General features: G+C 43.7%; 18 protein-coding genes and 1 tRNA gene. 12 read left to right on the top strand and 7 right to left on the bottom strand.

Going from position 1 to position 18,111, the window contains the following annotated elements:
- Window positions 1–67: 67 nt before the first annotated feature.
- From N473_RS18205 to lolB, 7 genes are all read right to left on the bottom strand, one after another.
- Window positions 68–144: transfer RNA gene (locus tag N473_RS18205), tRNA-Met, on the bottom strand.
- A gap of 319 nt (window positions 145–463) precedes the next feature.
- Window positions 464–1,555, bottom strand: a complete 1,092-nt coding sequence (gene ychF, locus N473_RS18200) for a redox-regulated ATPase YchF (RefSeq protein ID WP_039608386.1) — start codon at window positions 1,553–1,555, stop codon at window positions 464–466.
- 46 nt (window positions 1,556–1,601) lie between these two features.
- Complete coding sequence (pth, locus tag N473_RS18195) at window positions 1,602–2,186, bottom strand: aminoacyl-tRNA hydrolase (RefSeq protein WP_039608387.1); 585 nt, start codon at window positions 2,184–2,186, stop codon at window positions 1,602–1,604.
- Window positions 2,187–2,205: 19 nt separating this feature from the next.
- Window positions 2,206–2,814 carry a 50S ribosomal protein L25/general stress protein Ctc gene (locus N473_RS18190; RefSeq protein ID WP_063369153.1) on the bottom strand — a complete coding sequence of 203 codons (609 nt, stop codon included), beginning with the start codon at window positions 2,812–2,814 and terminating at the stop codon, window positions 2,206–2,208.
- Between the two features lie 202 nt (window positions 2,815–3,016).
- The gene (locus N473_RS18185; RefSeq protein WP_023397324.1) at window positions 3,017–3,964 is read right to left on the bottom strand and encodes a ribose-phosphate pyrophosphokinase; all 948 of its coding nucleotides are present in this window, start codon (window positions 3,962–3,964) and stop codon (window positions 3,017–3,019) included.
- 84 nt (window positions 3,965–4,048) lie between these two features.
- Complete coding sequence (gene ispE / locus N473_RS18180; protein WP_063369152.1) at window positions 4,049–4,903, bottom strand: 4-(cytidine 5'-diphospho)-2-C-methyl-D-erythritol kinase; 855 nt, start codon at window positions 4,901–4,903, stop codon at window positions 4,049–4,051.
- Complete coding sequence (gene lolB / locus N473_RS18175; protein ID WP_081221255.1) at window positions 4,900–5,490, bottom strand: lipoprotein insertase outer membrane protein LolB; 591 nt, start codon at window positions 5,488–5,490, stop codon at window positions 4,900–4,902. Before lolB ends, ispE begins: the two co-directional genes overlap by 4 nt.
- 83 nt (window positions 5,491–5,573) lie before the next feature.
- On the opposite strand from lolB, the gene hemA reads away from it, so the two are divergent.
- The 12 genes from hemA to N473_RS18115 all read left to right on the top strand — a co-directional run bounded on the left by hemA (window position 5,574) and on the right by N473_RS18115 (window position 17,961).
- Window positions 5,574–6,830: a glutamyl-tRNA reductase gene (gene hemA, locus N473_RS18170; RefSeq protein WP_063369150.1), complete on the top strand. Its 1,257-nt coding sequence runs from the start codon at window positions 5,574–5,576 to the stop codon at window positions 6,828–6,830.
- 7 nt (window positions 6,831–6,837) lie between these two features.
- Window positions 6,838–7,923, top strand: coding sequence for a peptide chain release factor 1 (gene prfA, locus N473_RS18165; protein WP_063360590.1), 1,086 nt, complete (start codon window positions 6,838–6,840; stop codon window positions 7,921–7,923).
- Window position 7,924: 1 nt separating this feature from the next.
- On the top strand, window positions 7,925–8,767 hold the full coding sequence (gene prmC, locus N473_RS18160) for a peptide chain release factor N(5)-glutamine methyltransferase (protein ID WP_155735652.1): 843 nt from the start codon (window positions 7,925–7,927) through the stop codon (window positions 8,765–8,767).
- A gap of 67 nt (window positions 8,768–8,834) precedes the next feature.
- Window positions 8,835–10,382, top strand: coding sequence for a DUF3369 domain-containing protein (locus tag N473_RS18155; protein ID WP_063369148.1), 1,548 nt, complete (start codon window positions 8,835–8,837; stop codon window positions 10,380–10,382).
- Window positions 10,383–10,389: 7 nt separating this feature from the next.
- Window positions 10,390–10,764 (top strand): SirB2 family protein, encoded by a 375-nt coding sequence (locus N473_RS18150; protein ID WP_063369147.1) that lies wholly within the window; start codon window positions 10,390–10,392, stop codon window positions 10,762–10,764.
- 140 nt (window positions 10,765–10,904) lie between these two features.
- Window positions 10,905–11,708, top strand: coding sequence for a tetratricopeptide repeat protein (locus N473_RS18145; protein WP_039608396.1), 804 nt, complete (start codon window positions 10,905–10,907; stop codon window positions 11,706–11,708).
- Window positions 11,709–12,057: 349 nt separating this feature from the next.
- Window positions 12,058–12,909, top strand: a complete 852-nt coding sequence (gene kdsA / locus N473_RS18140) for a 3-deoxy-8-phosphooctulonate synthase (RefSeq protein WP_063369146.1) — start codon at window positions 12,058–12,060, stop codon at window positions 12,907–12,909.
- 96 nt (window positions 12,910–13,005) lie between these two features.
- Complete coding sequence (locus N473_RS18135) at window positions 13,006–13,899, top strand: transcriptional regulator GcvA (RefSeq protein WP_063369145.1); 894 nt, start codon at window positions 13,006–13,008, stop codon at window positions 13,897–13,899.
- A 15-nt stretch (window positions 13,900–13,914) separates the two neighbouring features.
- On the top strand, window positions 13,915–14,556 hold the full coding sequence (locus N473_RS18130) for an alpha/beta family hydrolase (RefSeq protein ID WP_063369144.1): 642 nt from the start codon (window positions 13,915–13,917) through the stop codon (window positions 14,554–14,556).
- A complete protein-coding gene (locus tag N473_RS18125) occupies window positions 14,549–14,917 on the top strand; it encodes a DUF423 domain-containing protein (protein WP_063369143.1) in 369 nt (122 codons plus the stop codon). Before N473_RS18130 ends, N473_RS18125 begins: the two co-directional genes overlap by 8 nt.
- Window positions 14,918–14,953: 36 nt before the next feature.
- Entirely contained in the window at window positions 14,954–16,039 is a 1,086-nt protein-coding gene (gene rlmM / locus N473_RS18120) for a 23S rRNA (cytidine(2498)-2'-O)-methyltransferase RlmM (protein WP_063369142.1), read from the top strand.
- Window positions 16,040–16,332: 293 nt separating this feature from the next.
- Window positions 16,333–17,961 carry an FAD-dependent oxidoreductase gene (locus tag N473_RS18115; protein ID WP_063369141.1) on the top strand — a complete coding sequence of 543 codons (1,629 nt, stop codon included), beginning with the start codon at window positions 16,333–16,335 and terminating at the stop codon, window positions 17,959–17,961.
- The last annotated feature ends 150 nt before the right edge of the window (window positions 17,962–18,111 follow it).

Raw genomic sequence — 18,111 nt, 5'->3', positions numbered from 1 at the left:
ACCAATTCCGCCACTCCCGCACATTAAGGTAGTTAGTTTTAAAGTTGCTAATCAACTCGAAAAAGCATGGTGGCTATGCCCTGATTTGAACAGGGGACCCCATCATTATGAGTGATGTGCTCTAACCAGCTGAGCTACATAGCCATCTCTTTTTCGTTCATCACCATCGCTGGTGCGGGGCGTATTATGCGTATATGCCCCCATGCCGTCAACACCTTTTTTCGAAAAAATTTCGTATCACAGATTGTTTGCAGATAAATTAAGCGAAACGGCCTGTTTTTATACCAAAACAAACAGGAAAGTACAATTATCGACAACAACCAAGGTTAAAAAATATAGGCATGCTTTGTACCTTTTAAGGTAAAAAGCGCAATAGGGGCGTTTTTGAATAGATAGAAACGTCGAGCGGACACAAAAAAAGCCCTGAATGAGGGCTTTTTTAGTCATTATATAAAAGAGGTCATTAAACGTTGAACAAGAAGTTCATCACGTCGCCATCTTTTACGATGTAATCTTTACCTTCTTGACGCATTTTACCTGCGTCTTTTGCACCGCTTTCACCTTGGTATTCAATGTAGTCATCAAAACCAATAGTCTGTGCACGAATAAAGCCACGCTCAAAGTCAGTGTGAATTTTACCAGCAGCTTGTGGTGCAGTTGCGCCAACAGGAATAGTCCATGCGCGCACTTCTTTTACACCTGCAGTAAAGTAGGTTTGTAATTTCAGAAGCTCGTAACCGCCGCGGATCACTAAGTTCAGGCCTGGCTCTTCAAGACCAAGATCAGCCATGAACTCAAGCTTATCTTCTTCTTCAAGTTCAGATAACTCCGATTCAATCGCAGCACATACTGGGATCACAACCGCGTCTTCAGCAGCTGCAATTTCACGTACTTTGTCTAAGAATGGGTTGTTTTCGAAACCATCTTCTGTGACGTTGGCGATATACATTGTCGGTTTGATCGTTAAGAAGTTAAGCGGCTTGATAGCAGCAAGCTCTTCCTTAGTTAGCTCTAAAGAACGTAGTGTTAGGCCTTCATCAAGGTGTGCTTTAACTTTTTCTAGTACATCGTTTTGGAATTTAGCTTCTTTATCGCCGCCTTTTGCTTTTTTAGCATTACGTTGAGCTGCGCGATCTGCCGCTTCCATATCTGATAAAACAAGCTCAGTATTGATAACGTCAATATCATCAGCAGGGTTTACTTGACCCGACACGTGTACGATATTTTCATCTTCAAAACAGCGAACAACATGGCCAATGGCGTCTGTTTCACGGATATTTGCTAAGAACTGGTTACCAAGGCCTTCACCTTTTGATGCGCCTTTTACCAGACCGGCAATATCAACAAATTCCATCGTTGTTGCGATGGTCTTTTGTGGATTAACAATCGCAGCCAGTTGGTCTAGACGAGGATCCGGAACGGCAACAACGCCTGTGTTTGGTTCGATTGTACAAAACGGAAAGTTTGCGGCTTCGATCCCCGCTTTAGTTAATGCATTAAATAGGGTTGATTTACCAACGTTTGGTAAACCCACAATGCCACATTTAAAACCCATAATTTTGAACCTTCAGTTAATCAAATTGTTGCCGTATAAAAATACTTTACGGCTTAAATGAATGTAGTCTGTTTTGTGCTTTTAACACACCGTCTTTCGCTAAAATTTCCATGCAACGAACCGCTTCATCAACGACCGCATCAATTTTTTCTTGGTCAGCTTTTGGCGCTTTACCTAATACCCAGCCCGTGACCTTGTCTCTGTGGCCAGGGTGACCAATGCCTATTCGCAAGCGCATAAATTCTTTATTATTGCCAAGCTTAGAAATAATGTCTTTCAAGCCATTATGTCCACCATGACCACCGCCTTTTTTAATTTTGGCGATACCAGGGTCCATATCCATTTCGTCATGTGCAACGAGAATGTTTTCAGCTGGAATTTTAAAAAAGTTTGCAAGGCTTGAGACCGCTTTGCCACTTAAATTCATATAAGTGGTGGGAATAAGCAATTTGAATTCTTGATTATTGATGAGTACTTTGCCTGTAAGGCCATGGTACTTAGAGTCAGGTTTGAGAATGCAATTGTAGCGTTTTGCCAGTTCTTCTATGAACCACGCACCGGCATTGTGACGAGTGTTTGCATATTCGGGGCCTGGATTAGCCAGGCCCACAAGCATTTGAATATTATTCAAGGTGTTAACACCTTAAAAATTACTCAGCAGCTTCTTCAGCTTCTTCTTCAGAAGCAGCGCCTTTAGGAGCGTTTAAAGTAACAACAGCTTGGTCGTGGTCCGCACCTTTAGCTAGTTCTACTGAAACAACACCTGCAGGTAGTACAACGTCAGAAAGGTGTACAGTTGCACCTACTTCTAGCGCAGCAACATCAACTTCTACGAACTCAGGAAGTTGAGCTGGTAGACATGTGATTTCGATTTCTGTTACGTGGTGAGCAACAGTGTTACCGCCTTTAGTAGCAGCGTCTTCGTTGATGAAGTGTACTGGTACTTTAGTGTGGATCTTCTGAGAAGCATCAACACGTTGGAAGTCTAAGTGAGTGATCTTAGGCTTGTACGGGTGACGCTGGATGTCTTTAACGATAGCTTCAACAGACTCACCGCCAATGTTTAGCGTAAGGATGTGAGTGTAGAAACCTTCGTCTTCTTGCATGTGGATCACTTTGTTGTGATCTAGAGTAAGAGAAACAACTTCTTTGCCTGCACCGTAAAGGATTGCAGGAACTTTATCAGCGCGACGTAGGCGGCGGCTCGCACCAGTACCTAATTCTACGCGTACTTCAGCGTCTAAAACGTATTGTGACATAACTGTCTCCAAAATATATAAAGTTAATAATGTCAGAAAACTCGCGACCAAATTTTCTGGCGTATACCTATCAAGCTGACAAATTTTGTCTGCCCAGTAGGTAAAAAAGGCGCGCTAATATAGCACTATCATGGCTAGATTAAAACCATTAGAGCAATAAAAAAGCACCAAACGGTGCTTTTTTATTTAATCTTGCAATGAATTAATGTTCAAACATTGCCGAGATTGATTCTTCGTTGCTGATACGGCGAATAGTTTCTGCCATCATGTCAGCTAAGGTTAGTACTTTAACCTTATCAATTGCGCGAAGCTCGTCAGACAATGGAATAGAGTCTGTGACGATGACTTCGTCGATGACTGAGTTACGTAAATTCTCAGCAGCGTTACCAGATAACACTGGGTGAGTTGCATAAGCAAATACACGCTTAGCACCGTGCTCTTTAAGCGCAGCAGCTGCTTTACATAACGTACCACCTGTATCAATCATATCGTCAACAATAATGCAGTCACGGCCTTCTACGTCACCGATGATGTGCATTACTTGTGATACGTTTGCTTGAGGGCGACGCTTGTCAATAATTGCAAGGTCTTTGTCGTCAAGTAGTTTTGCAATAGCACGCGCACGTACTACGCCACCAATGTCTGGTGAGACAACAACGACATCGTCGAAATCACGCTCTTTCATGTCTTCGATAAGCACAGGGCTACCAAATACATTATCTACTGGGACATCGAAGAAGCCTTGGATTTGTTCTGCATGTAGATCCACAGTTAATACGCGGTCAACACCTACACTTGATAGGAAGTCCGCGACTACTTTTGCAGTAATAGGCACACGTGCTGAACGAACGCGGCGGTCTTGACGTGCATAGCCAAAGTATGGAATGACTGCTGTAATACGACCAGCAGAAGCACGACGAAGCGCATCAACCATGACGATAAGTTCCATCAGGTTATCGTTTGTTGGTGCACAAGTTGATTGAATAATAAAGACGTCTGAACCACGTACATTTTCATTGATTTGAACGCTGATCTCACCGTCACTAAAACGGCCTACAACGGCATCACCTAACTCAATAAATAAACGTTTTGCAACTTTTTGAGCTAGCTCGGGTGTTGCGTTACCAGCGAAGAGCTTCATGTCGGGCACGGTAGGGTTCCTCAGGCACTGAATTTTTGGACTAACATGCAAAGACTAAAATAGCACAGTCGATACAGGCTAACTTAAACTAATTTACTTCTCTTTGTTTAGCCACGTAGCTAATTGCTTGTGAGTGATCGACTCACGTGCACTTTTGGCTACAAAGCCTTGCCAAGATGACGGCATTTGCTGGAGTACACGCAGTGCTGATTGCTCGTCATCAAAAACTGCAAAACAACAACTTCCAGTTCCAGTCATTCTTGACGGCGCATATTTTAGCAACCACGTCAGGGTCTTTTCAACCTCAGGGTAAAGCTTTTTAACTAACTCTTCGCAGTCATTGCGTGTATCAGCCATTTGCCAAGGGGTTTTTAGTTTCGGTGTGCTGCGAGGTAGGTCCGGATCTGTGAACACTTTTACGGTACTTACATGTACACCTGGCGCCACCACTAAATACCACTTTTCAGGATAGTCGAAAGGGGTTAAAACTTCCCCAATACCTTGGGCTAGCGCGGTTTTACCATGCACAAATACGGGAACATCTGCGCCTAGTTTTAAGCCGATTTTTGCCAGTGCTTGCAGTGATAGTTTACATTCCCAAAGCGTGTTTAAGGCAAGTAGGGTCGTCGCCGCATCAGATGAGCCTCCCCCAACTCCTCCGCCCATAGGTAAGTGTTTCGTTAAATGTACGTTTACCCCTTTTTTTACTGTTCGATGGGGTAAAAGTGCATTGGCCGCTTTATAAATAAGGTTATCGTCGCGATTGATCCCCGCCACATCACCTGCAATGCAGATGTCATCTTGCTCAGTCAATTCGAAACAGAGCTCATCACCAAAGTCGAGCATGGTAAATACGCTTTCAAGTTCATGATAGCCATCTGCTCTTCGACTATTAATATGTAAAAAGAGATTGAGCTTCGCGGGTGCTGTTAAAGTGAGTTTGGTCATTGAGGATCGAACTGCCATGCATTAATTTGAATTTTAATTGTAATATCTTGATGTGTGAGTGTCAGCCTTGCTGGTAGCGTGAGGCCATTGAAATTTCTGTAGCGTTGATAATTGATGGTCCACACTTGTCCTTGCTCGTCTTGCCAGCTGGCTTGTTGGATATTGCCCGCTTTGTTAAGTTCATAGCCATCTTCAAAGCGAGTTGCAGTGAACCAGTTTGGCGCTTGCGTTATTGGTAGTTGCCAACCACTGATACGTTGAATGAGGGCGGCGCTTTCGGGCCCTGTATAAGACTTGCCATCTACAACCAGTTCACTATATTGATCTAGTTCCATCAGTTTTAATACTTGAGTACCAATGAAGCTGGTTAAGGTAAGCGCTTGCTTTTTATTTGTGTATTGCCAATTAAAGTTGACCGACTGTCTGTCATCGGGTGCGATAAAGGCGATTTTGCCTCGTGCTTGCCATTTATTGAACTCGGCAAGGGTGTTTAACGTTGCTTGTCCCTGAACTGGGGGCCGTGGAGACTGCGCACATCCGCCTAGAAACAAAAAAAACATGAGCAAAATCAAATGAAATTGTTTCAAATGAGGTTCCTTACTTTCCATATTCGATTGATTTTTGGTAAAATTGGCCGCTTTAAAGCAGGGCTTGGGCAACACTGGCATTTATGACCATCATCGCACTTGGTATTAATCACAAAACCGCTTCCGTCGAATTACGTGAAAAAGTCGCTTTTTCACCCGAGCAATTGTCTCGTGCTTTGGAGCAGCTCAATCAGTTATCAGAATTTCATGAATCTGTGATTGTGTCTACCTGTAACCGTACCGAAATTTATTGTAGCCTCGACAATGATAATTCCCAAGCACTTCTCGGTTGGCTGGCAAATTTCCATGATATCTCGCAACAAGAGTTAGCAGACAATGTGTATATTCATCAAAATCAAGATGCCGTAAACCATTTGATGCGAGTTGCTTGTGGTTTAGACTCTTTAGTGTTGGGTGAGCCGCAGATCCTTGGTCAGATAAAGCAAGCTTATAATAGCTCGAAACACCATCATGTGATCCAGCCCATGTTCGAGCGGCTATTTCAAAAAACGTTTTCGGTTGCCAAGCAAGTTCGAACAGAGACTGAGATTGGTGCCAGTGCCGTCTCTGTGGCTTATGCGGCCGTGAATCTTGCTAAGCATATTTACGGTAAGCTTGATAAAACCAAAGTCTTGTTAATCGGTGCGGGTGAAACCATAGAACTAGTTGCTAAGCATTTATCTCAACATCATCCACAGCATATTACCGTTGCCAATCGAACTATCGAACGGGCAAAAAATTTGGCCGAAGAAATTGGTGGAGATGTGATTTCTCTCGCTCAACTGCCTGACGAATTACAGCATGCGGATATCGTGATAAGCTCAACAGCGAGTACCCTACCGATAATTGGTAAAGGGGTGGTTGAACAAGCATTAAAGCAAAGAAAGTATCGTCCTATGTTGTTTGTCGATATTGCAGTGCCAAGGGACATTGAAAGCCAAGTTAATGAATTGGACGCTGCGTACTTATATACGGTGGATGACCTACAGGCCATCGTCAATGAAAATATCGCTAGCCGCGAACAGGCGGCAACACAAGCACAGGAGATCATTGATGATAAAACCAGAGAGTTTGCAGGTTGGCAGCGCTCTTTAAAATCGGTTGATGTGATCCGCCAGTACAGAACATCAGCACAAGAAATAAAATTAGAGCTCGTGGAAAAGGCTGTAAATCAGCTACAATCGGGTAAAGATTCAGAAAAAGTCTTGCTTGAACTAGCAAATAAGCTAACCAATCGACTCACTCATGCCCCAACGCACGCGATTCAAAAGGCCGCAAAAGAAGGGGATATGGAGCGATTGATGGTACTTAAGCAGGCATTAGGTATTGAACAGGAATAAAATTTAGATGAAAGAGTCTGTCTATCGTAAGTTAGAAACCCTAGTTGAGCGTCATGAAGAAGTGGAAGCGATGCTAGGCGATCCAGAGGTGATTGGCGATCAGAACCGCTTTCGCGCACTTTCTAAAGAGTACTCAGAGCTTGAAGATGTTGTAAAAACATTTACTGCTTATCAGCAAGCACAAGAAGATGTCGCTACAGCAGAAGAGATGCTAAAGGATTCAGATCCTGATATGCGTGAAATGGCGCAAGAAGAATACAAAGAAGCCAAAGCGGCGATTGTTGAGTTAGAAGATCAGCTACAAGTACTGATGCTGCCAAAAGATCCAAAAGACGATAACAATGTCTACCTAGAAGTACGTGCGGGTACTGGTGGTGATGAGGCCGCAATTTTTGCAGGTGACTTATTCCGTATGTACAGCCGCTACGCTGAAACGCAAAAATGGCAAGTAGAGGTCGTAAGCGCTAACGAGGGTGAACACGGCGGTTATAAAGAAGTGATTGCTAACATCAAAGGTGATGGGGTGTACGGCAAGTTGAAGTTTGAATCAGGCGCGCACCGTGTACAACGTGTTCCAGAAACAGAATCACAAGGTCGTGTTCATACATCAGCGTGTACTGTTGCTGTGATGGCTGAAATCCCTGAGGCAGAAGCCATTGAGATCAACCCTTCAGATCTAAAAGTTGATACGTTTAGAGCATCAGGTGCCGGTGGTCAGCACGTTAACAAAACAGACTCGGCAATTCGTATAACCCATATTCCAACAGGGGTCGTTGTTGAGTGTCAGGATGAGCGTTCTCAGCATAAAAACCGTGCTAAAGCATTATCTGTATTAGGGGCGCGACTACAGCAAGCTGAAGATGAAAAACGCCAAGCAGCTGAGGCGAGCGAGCGTCGTAACTTAGTGGGTAGTGGTGACCGCTCTGAGCGTATTCGTACATATAACTATCCTCAAGGTCGTATTACGGATCACCGCATCAATTTAACTTTATATCGTTTAAATGAAGTAGTTGGTGGTGAGCTTGGCGCGATTATTGACCCGCTTCTTCTTGAGCACCAAGCAGACCTATTGGCTGCGATGGGTGATGATTAAGGTGAGCCCTATCTCCAATGCCCAAGCAATCGCTTGGGCAACTCAACAGCTAATTGAACACTCAGATTCCCCTAAACTTGACGCAGAAGTCCTGTTACTACACATTCTAGATAAGCCTCGCAGTTACTTGTTTACTTGGCCTGAAGCCGAGTTATCAGACAACCATCATCAATTGTTCAAAGACTACATTACAAGGCGGCTGCATGGCGAACCGGTTGCACATATTACCGGAGAAAGAGAGTTTTGGAGTCTCCCGTTCTATGTCAATAACAGTACTTTGATCCCAAGGCCTGATACTGAAACATTAGTTGAATATGCCCTTGGTCTCGCCTTGCCACGGGCTGCAAAAGTGTTGGATCTAGGAACCGGTACCGGTGCGATAGCCCTGTCATTAGCGAGTGAAATGCCAACTTGGCAGATCTGGGCTGTTGATTACTCACAGGATGCCGTCGCGTTGGCAAAGCGTAACCAGCAGAGACATGCACTGAATAATGTCACTATTGCGCAAAGTGATTGGTTTTCAAATGTGCCTGATCAGCAATTTGATCTGATTGTCAGCAATCCCCCGTATATTGAAGATGATGACATACATCTGTCACAAGGGGATGTGCGCTTTGAACCGCTCTCAGCTTTAGTCGCTGAGGAAAATGGCTATGCAGATATACGTCATATTGCTTCGCAAGCGAGAGAATATCTGAGCTCAGGCGGTTTTATATTGGTAGAACATGGTTTTGAGCAAGGCGGTGGTGTGAGAGAGATTTTTGCACAAATGAACTATCGCAATATACTTACAATAAAAGATATGGCAGGCTGTGATAGAGTAACTTTGGCACAGATGCCTTAGTGATGCGTTGAATGCATTAAATATTTTTAAATTATAGCCCGCGTCAAACAAGCGTTAAGGACTCTCTATGGATGATTTTTTGTTTTCAGATGAGCCGACTGATGTCATAGAAACGGAGCAAAGTGGCACTTGGAAAGTCATCATTGTTGATGATGAACCAGAAGTACATGCTGTTACCAAGCTGGCATTAAGTGATTTCGAGTTTCAAAAGAAGAAGCTTGAGTTTCTCAGTGCGTACTCAGGAGAGGAAGCAAAACAAGTGGTGACCGACCACCCTGATGCAGCTATAGTGCTGTTAGATGTGGTGATGGAAACCGATGATGCGGGTTTAAAAGTCGCCCAGTATATTCGCGAAACGGCTAAAAATAATAATATTCGTATTATCCTCAGGACAGGGCAACCAGGTCAGGCTCCTGAGCGACAAGTTATCGTGAACTACGATATCAATGATTACAAATCGAAAACTGAACTGACCGCTCAAAAGCTCTTTACTGTGGTGATGTCTAGTTTGCGGTCTTACCGCGATATTTTGTCTATCGACCAGTCTCGTCAAGGTCTTGAGAAAATCATTACCGCGTCTCGGGATATTTTTGCAACGCACTCAATTGAGCAATTTATCGAAGGGGTGATGCAACAACTTACTTCGTTATTGGGCACGGTTGATGAAGCCATGTACGCTACCTCTTTGGTGGCCAGTAATGAACCAGATACCTGTAGCGAAGACTTAGTGGTGTTTACTGGCCGAGGTGAGTTTGCAAAGAGTGAAGGTAAGCCGATTGAAGATGTTTTGAATGAAGAGCAAATACAAGCGTGCAAAAAGGCGCTGAATGAAAAAAGCATTGTTTACAAAGACAATTACTTATTTTCATATTGCTCAAGTGAGTACAATCACGCATCCATGTTATTTGTCTCTGGGATCCCTGAGTTCTTAACCGATACGCAAAAGCATTTAATCGAAATTTTTTCTCAAAACGTACAACTTGCATATGAAAACGTGCAGTTACAAGCGGAAATTGAAGACACGCAACAAGAGCTGGTATACCGTCTAAGTGAGGCATTAGAGATGCGCTCAACTGAGTCTGGCAATCACGTAAAACGTGTTGCGCATATTTGTCATGCGCTTGCTGTGGGGTATGGGCTTGGCAATCGAGAAGCGGATTTAGTTCGCATTGCTTCGCCGCTGCATGATGTCGGTAAGGTCGGTATTCCAGATGCGATTTTAAATAAGCCTGCCAAGCTGGATGAGCAAGAGTGGACGGTCATGCAAAGCCACGCTAAAAAGGGCTATCAACTATTGCGAGATTCTAAACGCGAAATAGTCAATGCCGGCGCGTTAATTGCCAGAGACCACCATGAGAAGTGGGATGGTACCGGTTACCCCAAAGGCACAAAAGGTGAGGATATACATGTGTTCGGCCGCATTGTTGCGATGGCTGATGTGTATGACGCGTTGCGTCACAGACGCTGCTATAAGGAAGCATGGGACTTACCTGAGGTTGTTAAAGAGATTAATAATCAAAGTGGTAAACACTTTGACCCTAAATTAGTTTCCGTGTTTAACGACATTATTGACGAGCTAGAAGCCATTCTTGCGCGCTATCCAGATAAGCAATGAGGTGAACGTGGATTATATAGCTCTAAAGCATACTCATATGGTGTTTGCAGTACTCAGTATTGTCTTATTTTACACCCGTTCAGTGTCGCGCCTAGCAACGGGCAAGCTTGCAAAAAATAAGCTGGTATTTATTTCCAGTCATGGTGTGGATACACTGCTGCTTGTGTCTGCGGTCTATTTAGCTGTGACATTGGGTATGAAACCATCGTCTCAGCCGTGGCTGATGGAAAAAATCATATTAGTGGTCGGATATATTGGGCTGGGGTTTGTGATTGCAAAGTCAAAACATAAATCAAAACAAATCCCTGCATTGATCGGGGCAACAGTATCTCTACTTGCCATTGGCTATCTTGCCAGCACAAAGAGTGCGTTTATTCTTTAAACTTCTTCAATAATACTCACATCATGTGATGCCGTTATCCTGCGCAATACACGGGTGTGAGTAAAATTTCCCCTTGGGAATGGACTAAAAAGTGTTACACTAGCGGCTTATTATTTTCACATGGGTTAGCAGTACAGTCTATGACGGATACTTGGTTTGATGAACAACAAGAATTAGGTATGGATTATTCCGTTCCTGCATTACTTCGTAGCATTTATGCTGAACAGCGATGGGATGCGCAAGCCGACACCGAACAAACGCTGTGCCAATTGGCTGAGCTAGAACTGGCAGTCGATGAAATGTGTGTGAAGGAAAAAGACCTGCATAAGCGTGTTGATTTGATCCTTGATACGTTTTACACCAAATGGCTATTTAGTGGCACTGGTCAAAAAGTACCGGAATACCTGCTCAACAATATAAGTTATGTGATCAAAATGCGCAGTGGTACCAGCACGGCTTTAGCGATTCTGCTTTCGCATTTGCTAGAGCGTGCACACTTCAATGCCACTGTTGCACTGCTGCAAAGTGAAATCATGGTGCATGTTGCGCTAAGTAGTGAAGAAGGTTACATCATAGATCCAAGCTCTGGTCAGCAATCTTGGTATGTCACGCCTGAAAATGGGGCTGAACAAGAGCAGGAGCCGATGGAGTTAGTGATAGGTGATGAGGCGTTTAAACTTTATCTAGCACAGCAGAAATGGTCTTTTATTGCCGCAGAAAAATTTAGCCATGCATTAAGTTGTGTTGAGTTACTGATGGAGCTACTCGGTGATGATCCGTATGAGCGACGTGACCGAGGCTACCTACTCAATCAGCTAAACTGCCCGAAAATGGCCAAAGATGATCTACAGTATTTTGTAGATGAGTGCCCTGATGACCCTACCATTGAGCTGATACAGAGCCAAATTGAAGAGCTCGCTGATCATAATAATATACTGCACTAACCTATTATTTTCATATGCGCCCCCAGTGTTTTAATACACTTGGGGTTTAAATTACCGAAAGTATAATTCTAAAGTTCGACTATGCGCGAGTAGTCAAACTACACATAAGACTATATGCTCAAAACACTTTATTGCTGCTAGTAACTGAACCAAGTCTCCGTAGTGACGTACAAATCGATGCTTGCGACAAGGTACTGGTATGGATTAAACGATTTATAGCGTGTTAATTAATTAGGGACTATGCTTGGTTTGTCACTCGTGCACCCCTTATCTAAGAGAATAAAAAATACAGTGTGCTTGGTAATCGAGTTGAATACTTGCTTGTTACCAGTCTAAATTGGATTGAAATATGAATACACAGATTATAAAAATTGGAAACATTGAAGTGGCAAACGACAAACCGTTTGCCTTATTTGGTGGAATGAATGTTCTAGAGTCTCGAGACTTAGCAATGCAAATTGCAGAGCATTATGTAGAAGTCACCTCAAAGTTAAATATTCCTTATGTCTTCAAGGCGTCATTCGACAAGGCCAATCGTTCTTCGATTAATTCATACCGAGGTCCAGGTATGGAAGAAGGGTTGAAGATTTTTGAAGAAATTAAAAAGACGTTTAATGTGCCTGTGATCACAGATGTACACGAACCATTTCAAGCAGCACCGGTTGCTGAAGTGGCAGACGTGATCCAGTTGCCTGCATTTTTAGCGCGTCAAACTGATTTAGTGGTCGCAATGGCGAAAACAGGCGCAGTGATTAATGTGAAAAAACCGCAGTTTTTAGCGCCACATGAGATGCGCCATATCATTAAAAAGCTGAATGAGGCAGGTAATGACCAAGTGATCTTATGTGAACGTGGCAGTAGCTTTGGTTATAACAACCTAGTCGTTGATATGTTGGGTATGGATGACATGAAGCATATGGCGCCAGTTATTTTTGATGCAACGCATGCCTTGCAGCGCCCAGGTGGTCGTGCAGATTCAGCAGATGGTCGCAGGGCACAAGCGGCAGAACTGGCTCGCAGTGGAATGGCACTAGGTTTAGCTGGATTATTTATTGAAGCACATCCAGATCCAAATATCGCTAAATGTGATGGTCCATGCGCATTGCCTTTAGATAAATTGGAAGGTTACTTAAAGCAAATGAAAGCGGTTGATGAATTAATCAAAAGCTTTGACGCACTTGATACCAGCGCGAGCGCGTAAATTGCCTGATTAATTAGGCCGGGCAGTGACCATAGGATGGTGGTTGCCCAAAGATACAACAACATAAAATATAACAACATGTAAAGGCGTCCTGCTATGGCAAGAAGGTTACCACCACTGAATGCTTTAAAAGCGTTTGAAGCAGCAGCCAGGCACTTGAGTTTTACCAAAGCCGCTGAAGAGCTCTTCGTGACACAAGCCGCTATCAGCCACCAAATAAAAACGCTTGAAGAACACTTGGGGTTAAAGCTGTTCCTCAGAAAAAATCGATCCTTGTTATTGACCGAAGAAGGACAAGGTTATTTTTTAGATATTAAAGACATCTTTTCACAACTGATTGATGCAACAGAAAAGCTACTGGCGCGCGGTGCAAAGGGCTCGCTCACGGTAAGTTTAACGCCAAGTTTTGCCATTCAATGGCTAGTGCCACGGTTAAGTAAATTCAATGAATTGTTTCCCGATATCGATGTGCGGATCAAAGCACAAGATCAGGATGAAAACTCGTTGACTGATGATGTTGATGTGGCAATTTATTATGGCCGAGGCAATTGGAGTGGCGTACAGACCCATAAGTTGCATACTGAATATCTGGTGCCTTTATGTAGTCCTTTGCTTCTGAATGGTCCAAAGCCCCTCAACCAACCCAGTGATTTGGCAAATCATAATCTATTGCATGATACGACACGTCGCTCATGGAAGTCGTGGCTCAAAACGGCCGGAGTACGCAATGTACCGGCCAATACCGGCCCTATTTTTAGTCACTCGTCGATGGTATTGCAAGCGGCTGTGCACGGGCAAGGTATCGCATTGGGTAACAGTGTACTGGCAAAACCAGATCTCGATGCCGGTCGCCTAGTCATCCCGTTTAGTCATAGCTTGGAAAGTAAAAATGCATATTATCTGGTTTTCCGAGAATCTCAGGCTGAGCTGGGTAAAATCGTGTCGTTTAAAGAGTGGATGCTCAGCATGGTTGAGCAAGAACAAATATAATAAGGTATTTTAACTATGAGTGATAAGGTCGCCATTGAATGGCACAAAGCCCAAAACCCTGTGGCACAGTTTGTATTTGCCCATGGCGCAGGTGCGGGGTGTGATTCAGACTTTATGCAAGATATGGCGATTAAGCTTTCTGAACAAGGTATTGATGTCGCACTGTTTGACTTTGAGTATATGGCCACGGCCAAGGCGCAAAACAAAAAGCGTCCGCCGGACAGAGCACCCAAGTTATTAGCGTGTTACGAACAGGTTTTGTCACAGCTCGATGATACGTTGCCGATATTTATCGGCGGTAAGTCAATGGGGGGGCGTATGGCGTCTATGTTGGTATGTGAGACAACAGTCAGGGTTAAAGGCGTGTTAGCGTTTGGCTATCCATTCCACCCACCGGGCAAATCTGAAAAGTTAAGAATAGAGCACTTTGGTGACATACCGTGTCCGTTTTTAGTGTTGCAGGGGGAGCGAGATACATTTGGCAATAAAACTGAAGTGAGCGCTTTGCAATTGGATGCGACACCTGAATACTTTTGGTTGCCAGATGGCGATCACTCACTCAAGCCTCGTAAGGCAAGTGGCATAACTGAAGTGCAAAATCGCGATGCTGCAGCACAAAAAGCAGTGCAATTTATTCGAGATAATTGCCATGGCTAAACTATTTTTATTAGCAGGCAGCCTCTTTTGCATGTTATCAGTGGCATTAGGCGCATTCGCTGCACATGGCTTGAAACACCATGTGAGTGACTATGCTGTGGATATTTTTAAAACTGCAGCACACTATCAAATGACACATGGTTTGGCGCTCATCGCTGTGGCGCTGTTGATTAAGTGGGGCATGCAACTTAAATGGGCAGGCCATGCTTTTATTATGGGTATTTTGCTATTTAGTGGCAGTTTATACCTGTTGGCTCTGACTGGCGCGAAGTGGCTAGGGCCCATTACTCCCATTGGTGGAGTGTGTTTTATTATTGGTTGGCTAATACTAATTGTAAAAGCTGCTAGGCAACCTCTTTAATCTTAGAAACTCTTTAACTTTGGAAGTATTGAAACAATGTCGAGTGTAGTAATTTACTGTCGTAGCGGTTTTGAAAGTGATGCAGCTGCTGAAATTAATCACCATGCGATGCAGCAAGGCGTTGCCGGTTATGTCAAAGCGAAGCCAAATACTGGGTTTGTGACCTTTGAATGTTACGCCAAAGAAGAGGCTGAGCGACTGGTCAAACAAATCGACTTTAAGAGCTTGGTATTTGCAAGACAATGGTTTGCAGGCACTTTGCTGACAAATATGCCATTGGAAGATCGCGTCGGAGAAATTAAGCAATGTGTGGCGGATTTCCCTTTGTGTGGCGATCTCCGTGTAGAAACACCAGACACAAACGAAGGCAAAGAGCTGTCGAAGTTTTGTAAGAAGGTCTCGACGCCATTGGCTAAATCGCTTGAAAAGCAAAATAAGCTAACGCGTAACGTGAAACCGCAAAAGCCTGTGTTGCATGTTTTGTTTTTAGCAAACGATACAGCTTATGTGGGCTACTCGTTTAGCGACAACAACTCACCATTTTTTATGGGGATCCCGAGGCTTAAAATGCCTGCAGACGGTCCAAGTCGCTCAACGTTAAAGTTAGACGAAGCTTTTAATGTCTTTTTAACTAAGGAGCAAGCGGAAGATCGCGTTCGTCCGGGTATGCGCGGTGTCGATTTAGGCGCTTGTCCTGGAGGGTGGACGTATCAATTGGTTAGACGTGGCATGTTTGTCGCGGCCATTGATAACGGTCCAATGAACGACAAGTTGATGGAAAGTGGTCAAGTGAAGCACTTTCGAGAAGATGGTTTTAAATACCGCCCAGAAAAGCGCAACATTGATTGGTTGGTGTGTGACATGGTTGAAAAGCCGAGCAAAGTAACGCAATTGATGATTGATTGGATAGTCAATGGCTTTGTTAAAGAGTTAATATTTAACCTCAAGCTGCCGATGAAAAAGCGCTTTGATAGCGTGTATGAATGTTTGCAGCTGATTGATGATGAGTTGGCGCATTACAATGTAGGTTATCAGCTCCAAGCCAAGCACTTATATCATGACCGCGAAGAAGTCACCGTACATATTCAGGTCTTAAAAGTCCCACAAAATTTGTATAGTTAATCACTATTTTCTAGTCACATGGATGTGGCTTAACCCACCACCAAAACCCCTCATATGTAGAAGAAATATTTTGATACATTGTGAGTGTAATTACTTACTATCAATAAAGGTATCTACAATGCTTGTTTTTAGTTCCTATTAGTGCCTTTTGAATCTACGCCTTTAGTCTAATTTATATACAGTGCTTGTTTTGTTTATTGCTACATTGGACACGTCGCATGCTGTAGCGTGTCGGGTTTGGATAGTGGCAGGACGCTGTGTGACCAATAACAATAACATGTAAGGACAGTACGATGGATAATAAAGAACAAGAGTTAGTGTTACAGGCAACAGAGCAAACATCTCGCCGTAGTTTTTTGAAAAAGTCACTGGCAGTCGGTGGGGTGGTTGGGGCTGCACCTTTGGCGTTGCAATCAACGCCTGCAGAGGCCCGTGGAGAGTATGGGCAATATCACAAAGTATTTGGTAATGATCCGCGGTATATCTCTATGTTACTGGGGTCTAATATGCGCTTTTTAAGTCAGCCGACTTACATCGGTGCCTGTAGCTCTGCCCATGAAGTGTATATGGCTGCCCGTGATGCGATCACACAGGGCAAACGCATCACCGTGCGCTCAGGCGGGCATTGCTATGAAGGGTTTGTTGATAATGACAATGGGGTGGTTATCGACATCAGTAATATGGACCGTATTTACAAAGATGGTGACTATTACGTAGTGGAAGCGGGGGCTAATTTAGGGCATACCTATAAAACGCTATTTAAAGAGTTTGGCAAAATAATTCCAGCTGGGTCTTGTTTTGGCGTCGGGATTGGTGGTCATGTCTGTGGCGGTGGGTTTGGTGTACATTCACGTCAATATGGCTTGTCGAGCGATTATTTGGCTGGTGTAGAGCTGGTGGCATTTAGTGAGTGGGGTGGTCAGGCTACTTACCCGCGTAAATACTTTAAAGGCCAATCTGCACAGGCGGATGACATTGTCTGGGCGCACCAAGGCGGAGGTGGTGGTAACTTTGGTATCGTAACCAAATACTTTTTCAAAGACTTACCAGACGTACCTGCTTTTATTCATACACAAGAGGTGTCGCTGCCATGGACAAGCTTAGACTATCCGCAATTTGCAGCCTTGATTAAAAATTACGGCGAGTTTTGGACCAAAAATAATGGCCCAGAGAGCCGTTTTAATGCACTGCATACATCTATGTCTATGCCAAAATCTGTAGGAGGTGGGGGCAGCATTCGCTTACAGTTATTCTGCGCAGGTAACCCTGGTTTAATTGATGAGTTTTTAGATGCTATTTTTTCTGCGGCGCAATTGGCGCAAGCCAAAGTGGGTTTGCGTACTTCTGATCACATGGGGATACAGAGCCAAGAAGATGCACCGCCAAGGCCCACGCCGCCGGGCAGTTATTTTAGTTTGCCTTGGTGGTATGGTACCCAGTATGCGGCGGGGCCCTTGATAGGTGCCCGAGGTAAAAACAAGTCTGCCTATATGAATAAGCCCTTTCCAGAAGCGCAAATTCGGACTTTGTGGGATGAGCTCAGACATGGTGACTACTTAAACCCAAGCGGTACGTTGCAGTTATCATCGTATGGCGGACAAATTAATGCGCTGTCACCTGAAGACACGGCGGTATCACATCGCAGTTCTGTGATGAAGCTGCAATATCAAACCTATTGGTTTGATCCCAGCCAAGACCCATATCATTTAGAGTGGATGAATCGCTTTTATCATAAGATGTATGGGGAAAAAGGTCCGGTGCCTGATGGTGTTATGGATGGCTGTTATGTCAATTACGCAGATATGGATATTGTGAATTGGCAATACCTTTATTACAAAGACAATTATCCTAGGTTACAAAAAGTAAAACGTTTATTAGACCCTACCAACCGTTTAAATCACGGCCAGTCAATCGAAGTGTAAATTCACTTCACTTGTCATAGATAAGGCAAATTGCGCTGCATATTTGCCTTATATTTTTGTTATCAAACTCTAATTAATGGGTTTTTATTAGAATATGAGTGTGCTAAAAAATGTACATTTATATTATTTCGACTAATTTTTTATTTTGAT

The organism is Pseudoalteromonas luteoviolacea CPMOR-1 (genome assembly GCF_001625685.1).
In the GTDB taxonomy this organism is placed as follows: domain Bacteria; phylum Pseudomonadota; class Gammaproteobacteria; order Enterobacterales; family Alteromonadaceae; genus Pseudoalteromonas; species Pseudoalteromonas luteoviolacea_K.
The sequence above is the reverse complement of the archived record's forward strand: the minus strand, read 5'-3'. Positions and strand labels throughout refer to the sequence as shown.

What these genes read in the sequence shown, in the direction of transcription:
- ychF (WP_039608386.1), bottom strand. Translation starts at nt 1,555, where the DNA reads ATGGGTTTTAAATGTGGCATTGTGGGTTTACCAAACGTTGGTAAATCA.
- N473_RS18190 (WP_063369153.1), bottom strand. Translation starts at nt 2,814, where the DNA reads ATGTCACAATACGTTTTAGACGCTGAAGTACGCGTAGAATTAGGTACT.
- ispE (WP_063369152.1), bottom strand. Translation starts at nt 4,903, where the DNA reads ATGACCAAACTCACTTTAACAGCACCCGCGAAGCTCAATCTCTTTTTA.
- hemA (WP_063369150.1), top strand. Translation starts at nt 5,574, where the DNA reads ATGACCATCATCGCACTTGGTATTAATCACAAAACCGCTTCCGTCGAA.
- prfA (WP_063360590.1), top strand. Translation starts at nt 6,838, where the DNA reads ATGAAAGAGTCTGTCTATCGTAAGTTAGAAACCCTAGTTGAGCGTCAT.
- N473_RS18155 (WP_063369148.1), top strand. Translation starts at nt 8,835, where the DNA reads ATGGATGATTTTTTGTTTTCAGATGAGCCGACTGATGTCATAGAAACG.
- N473_RS18145 (WP_039608396.1), top strand. Translation starts at nt 10,905, where the DNA reads ATGACGGATACTTGGTTTGATGAACAACAAGAATTAGGTATGGATTAT.
- kdsA (WP_063369146.1), top strand. Translation starts at nt 12,058, where the DNA reads ATGAATACACAGATTATAAAAATTGGAAACATTGAAGTGGCAAACGAC.
- N473_RS18135 (WP_063369145.1), top strand. Translation starts at nt 13,006, where the DNA reads ATGGCAAGAAGGTTACCACCACTGAATGCTTTAAAAGCGTTTGAAGCA.
- N473_RS18130 (WP_063369144.1), top strand. Translation starts at nt 13,915, where the DNA reads ATGAGTGATAAGGTCGCCATTGAATGGCACAAAGCCCAAAACCCTGTG.
- N473_RS18125 (WP_063369143.1), top strand. Translation starts at nt 14,549, where the DNA reads ATGGCTAAACTATTTTTATTAGCAGGCAGCCTCTTTTGCATGTTATCA.
- rlmM (WP_063369142.1), top strand. Translation starts at nt 14,954, where the DNA reads ATGTCGAGTGTAGTAATTTACTGTCGTAGCGGTTTTGAAAGTGATGCA.
- N473_RS18115 (WP_063369141.1), top strand. Translation starts at nt 16,333, where the DNA reads ATGGATAATAAAGAACAAGAGTTAGTGTTACAGGCAACAGAGCAAACA.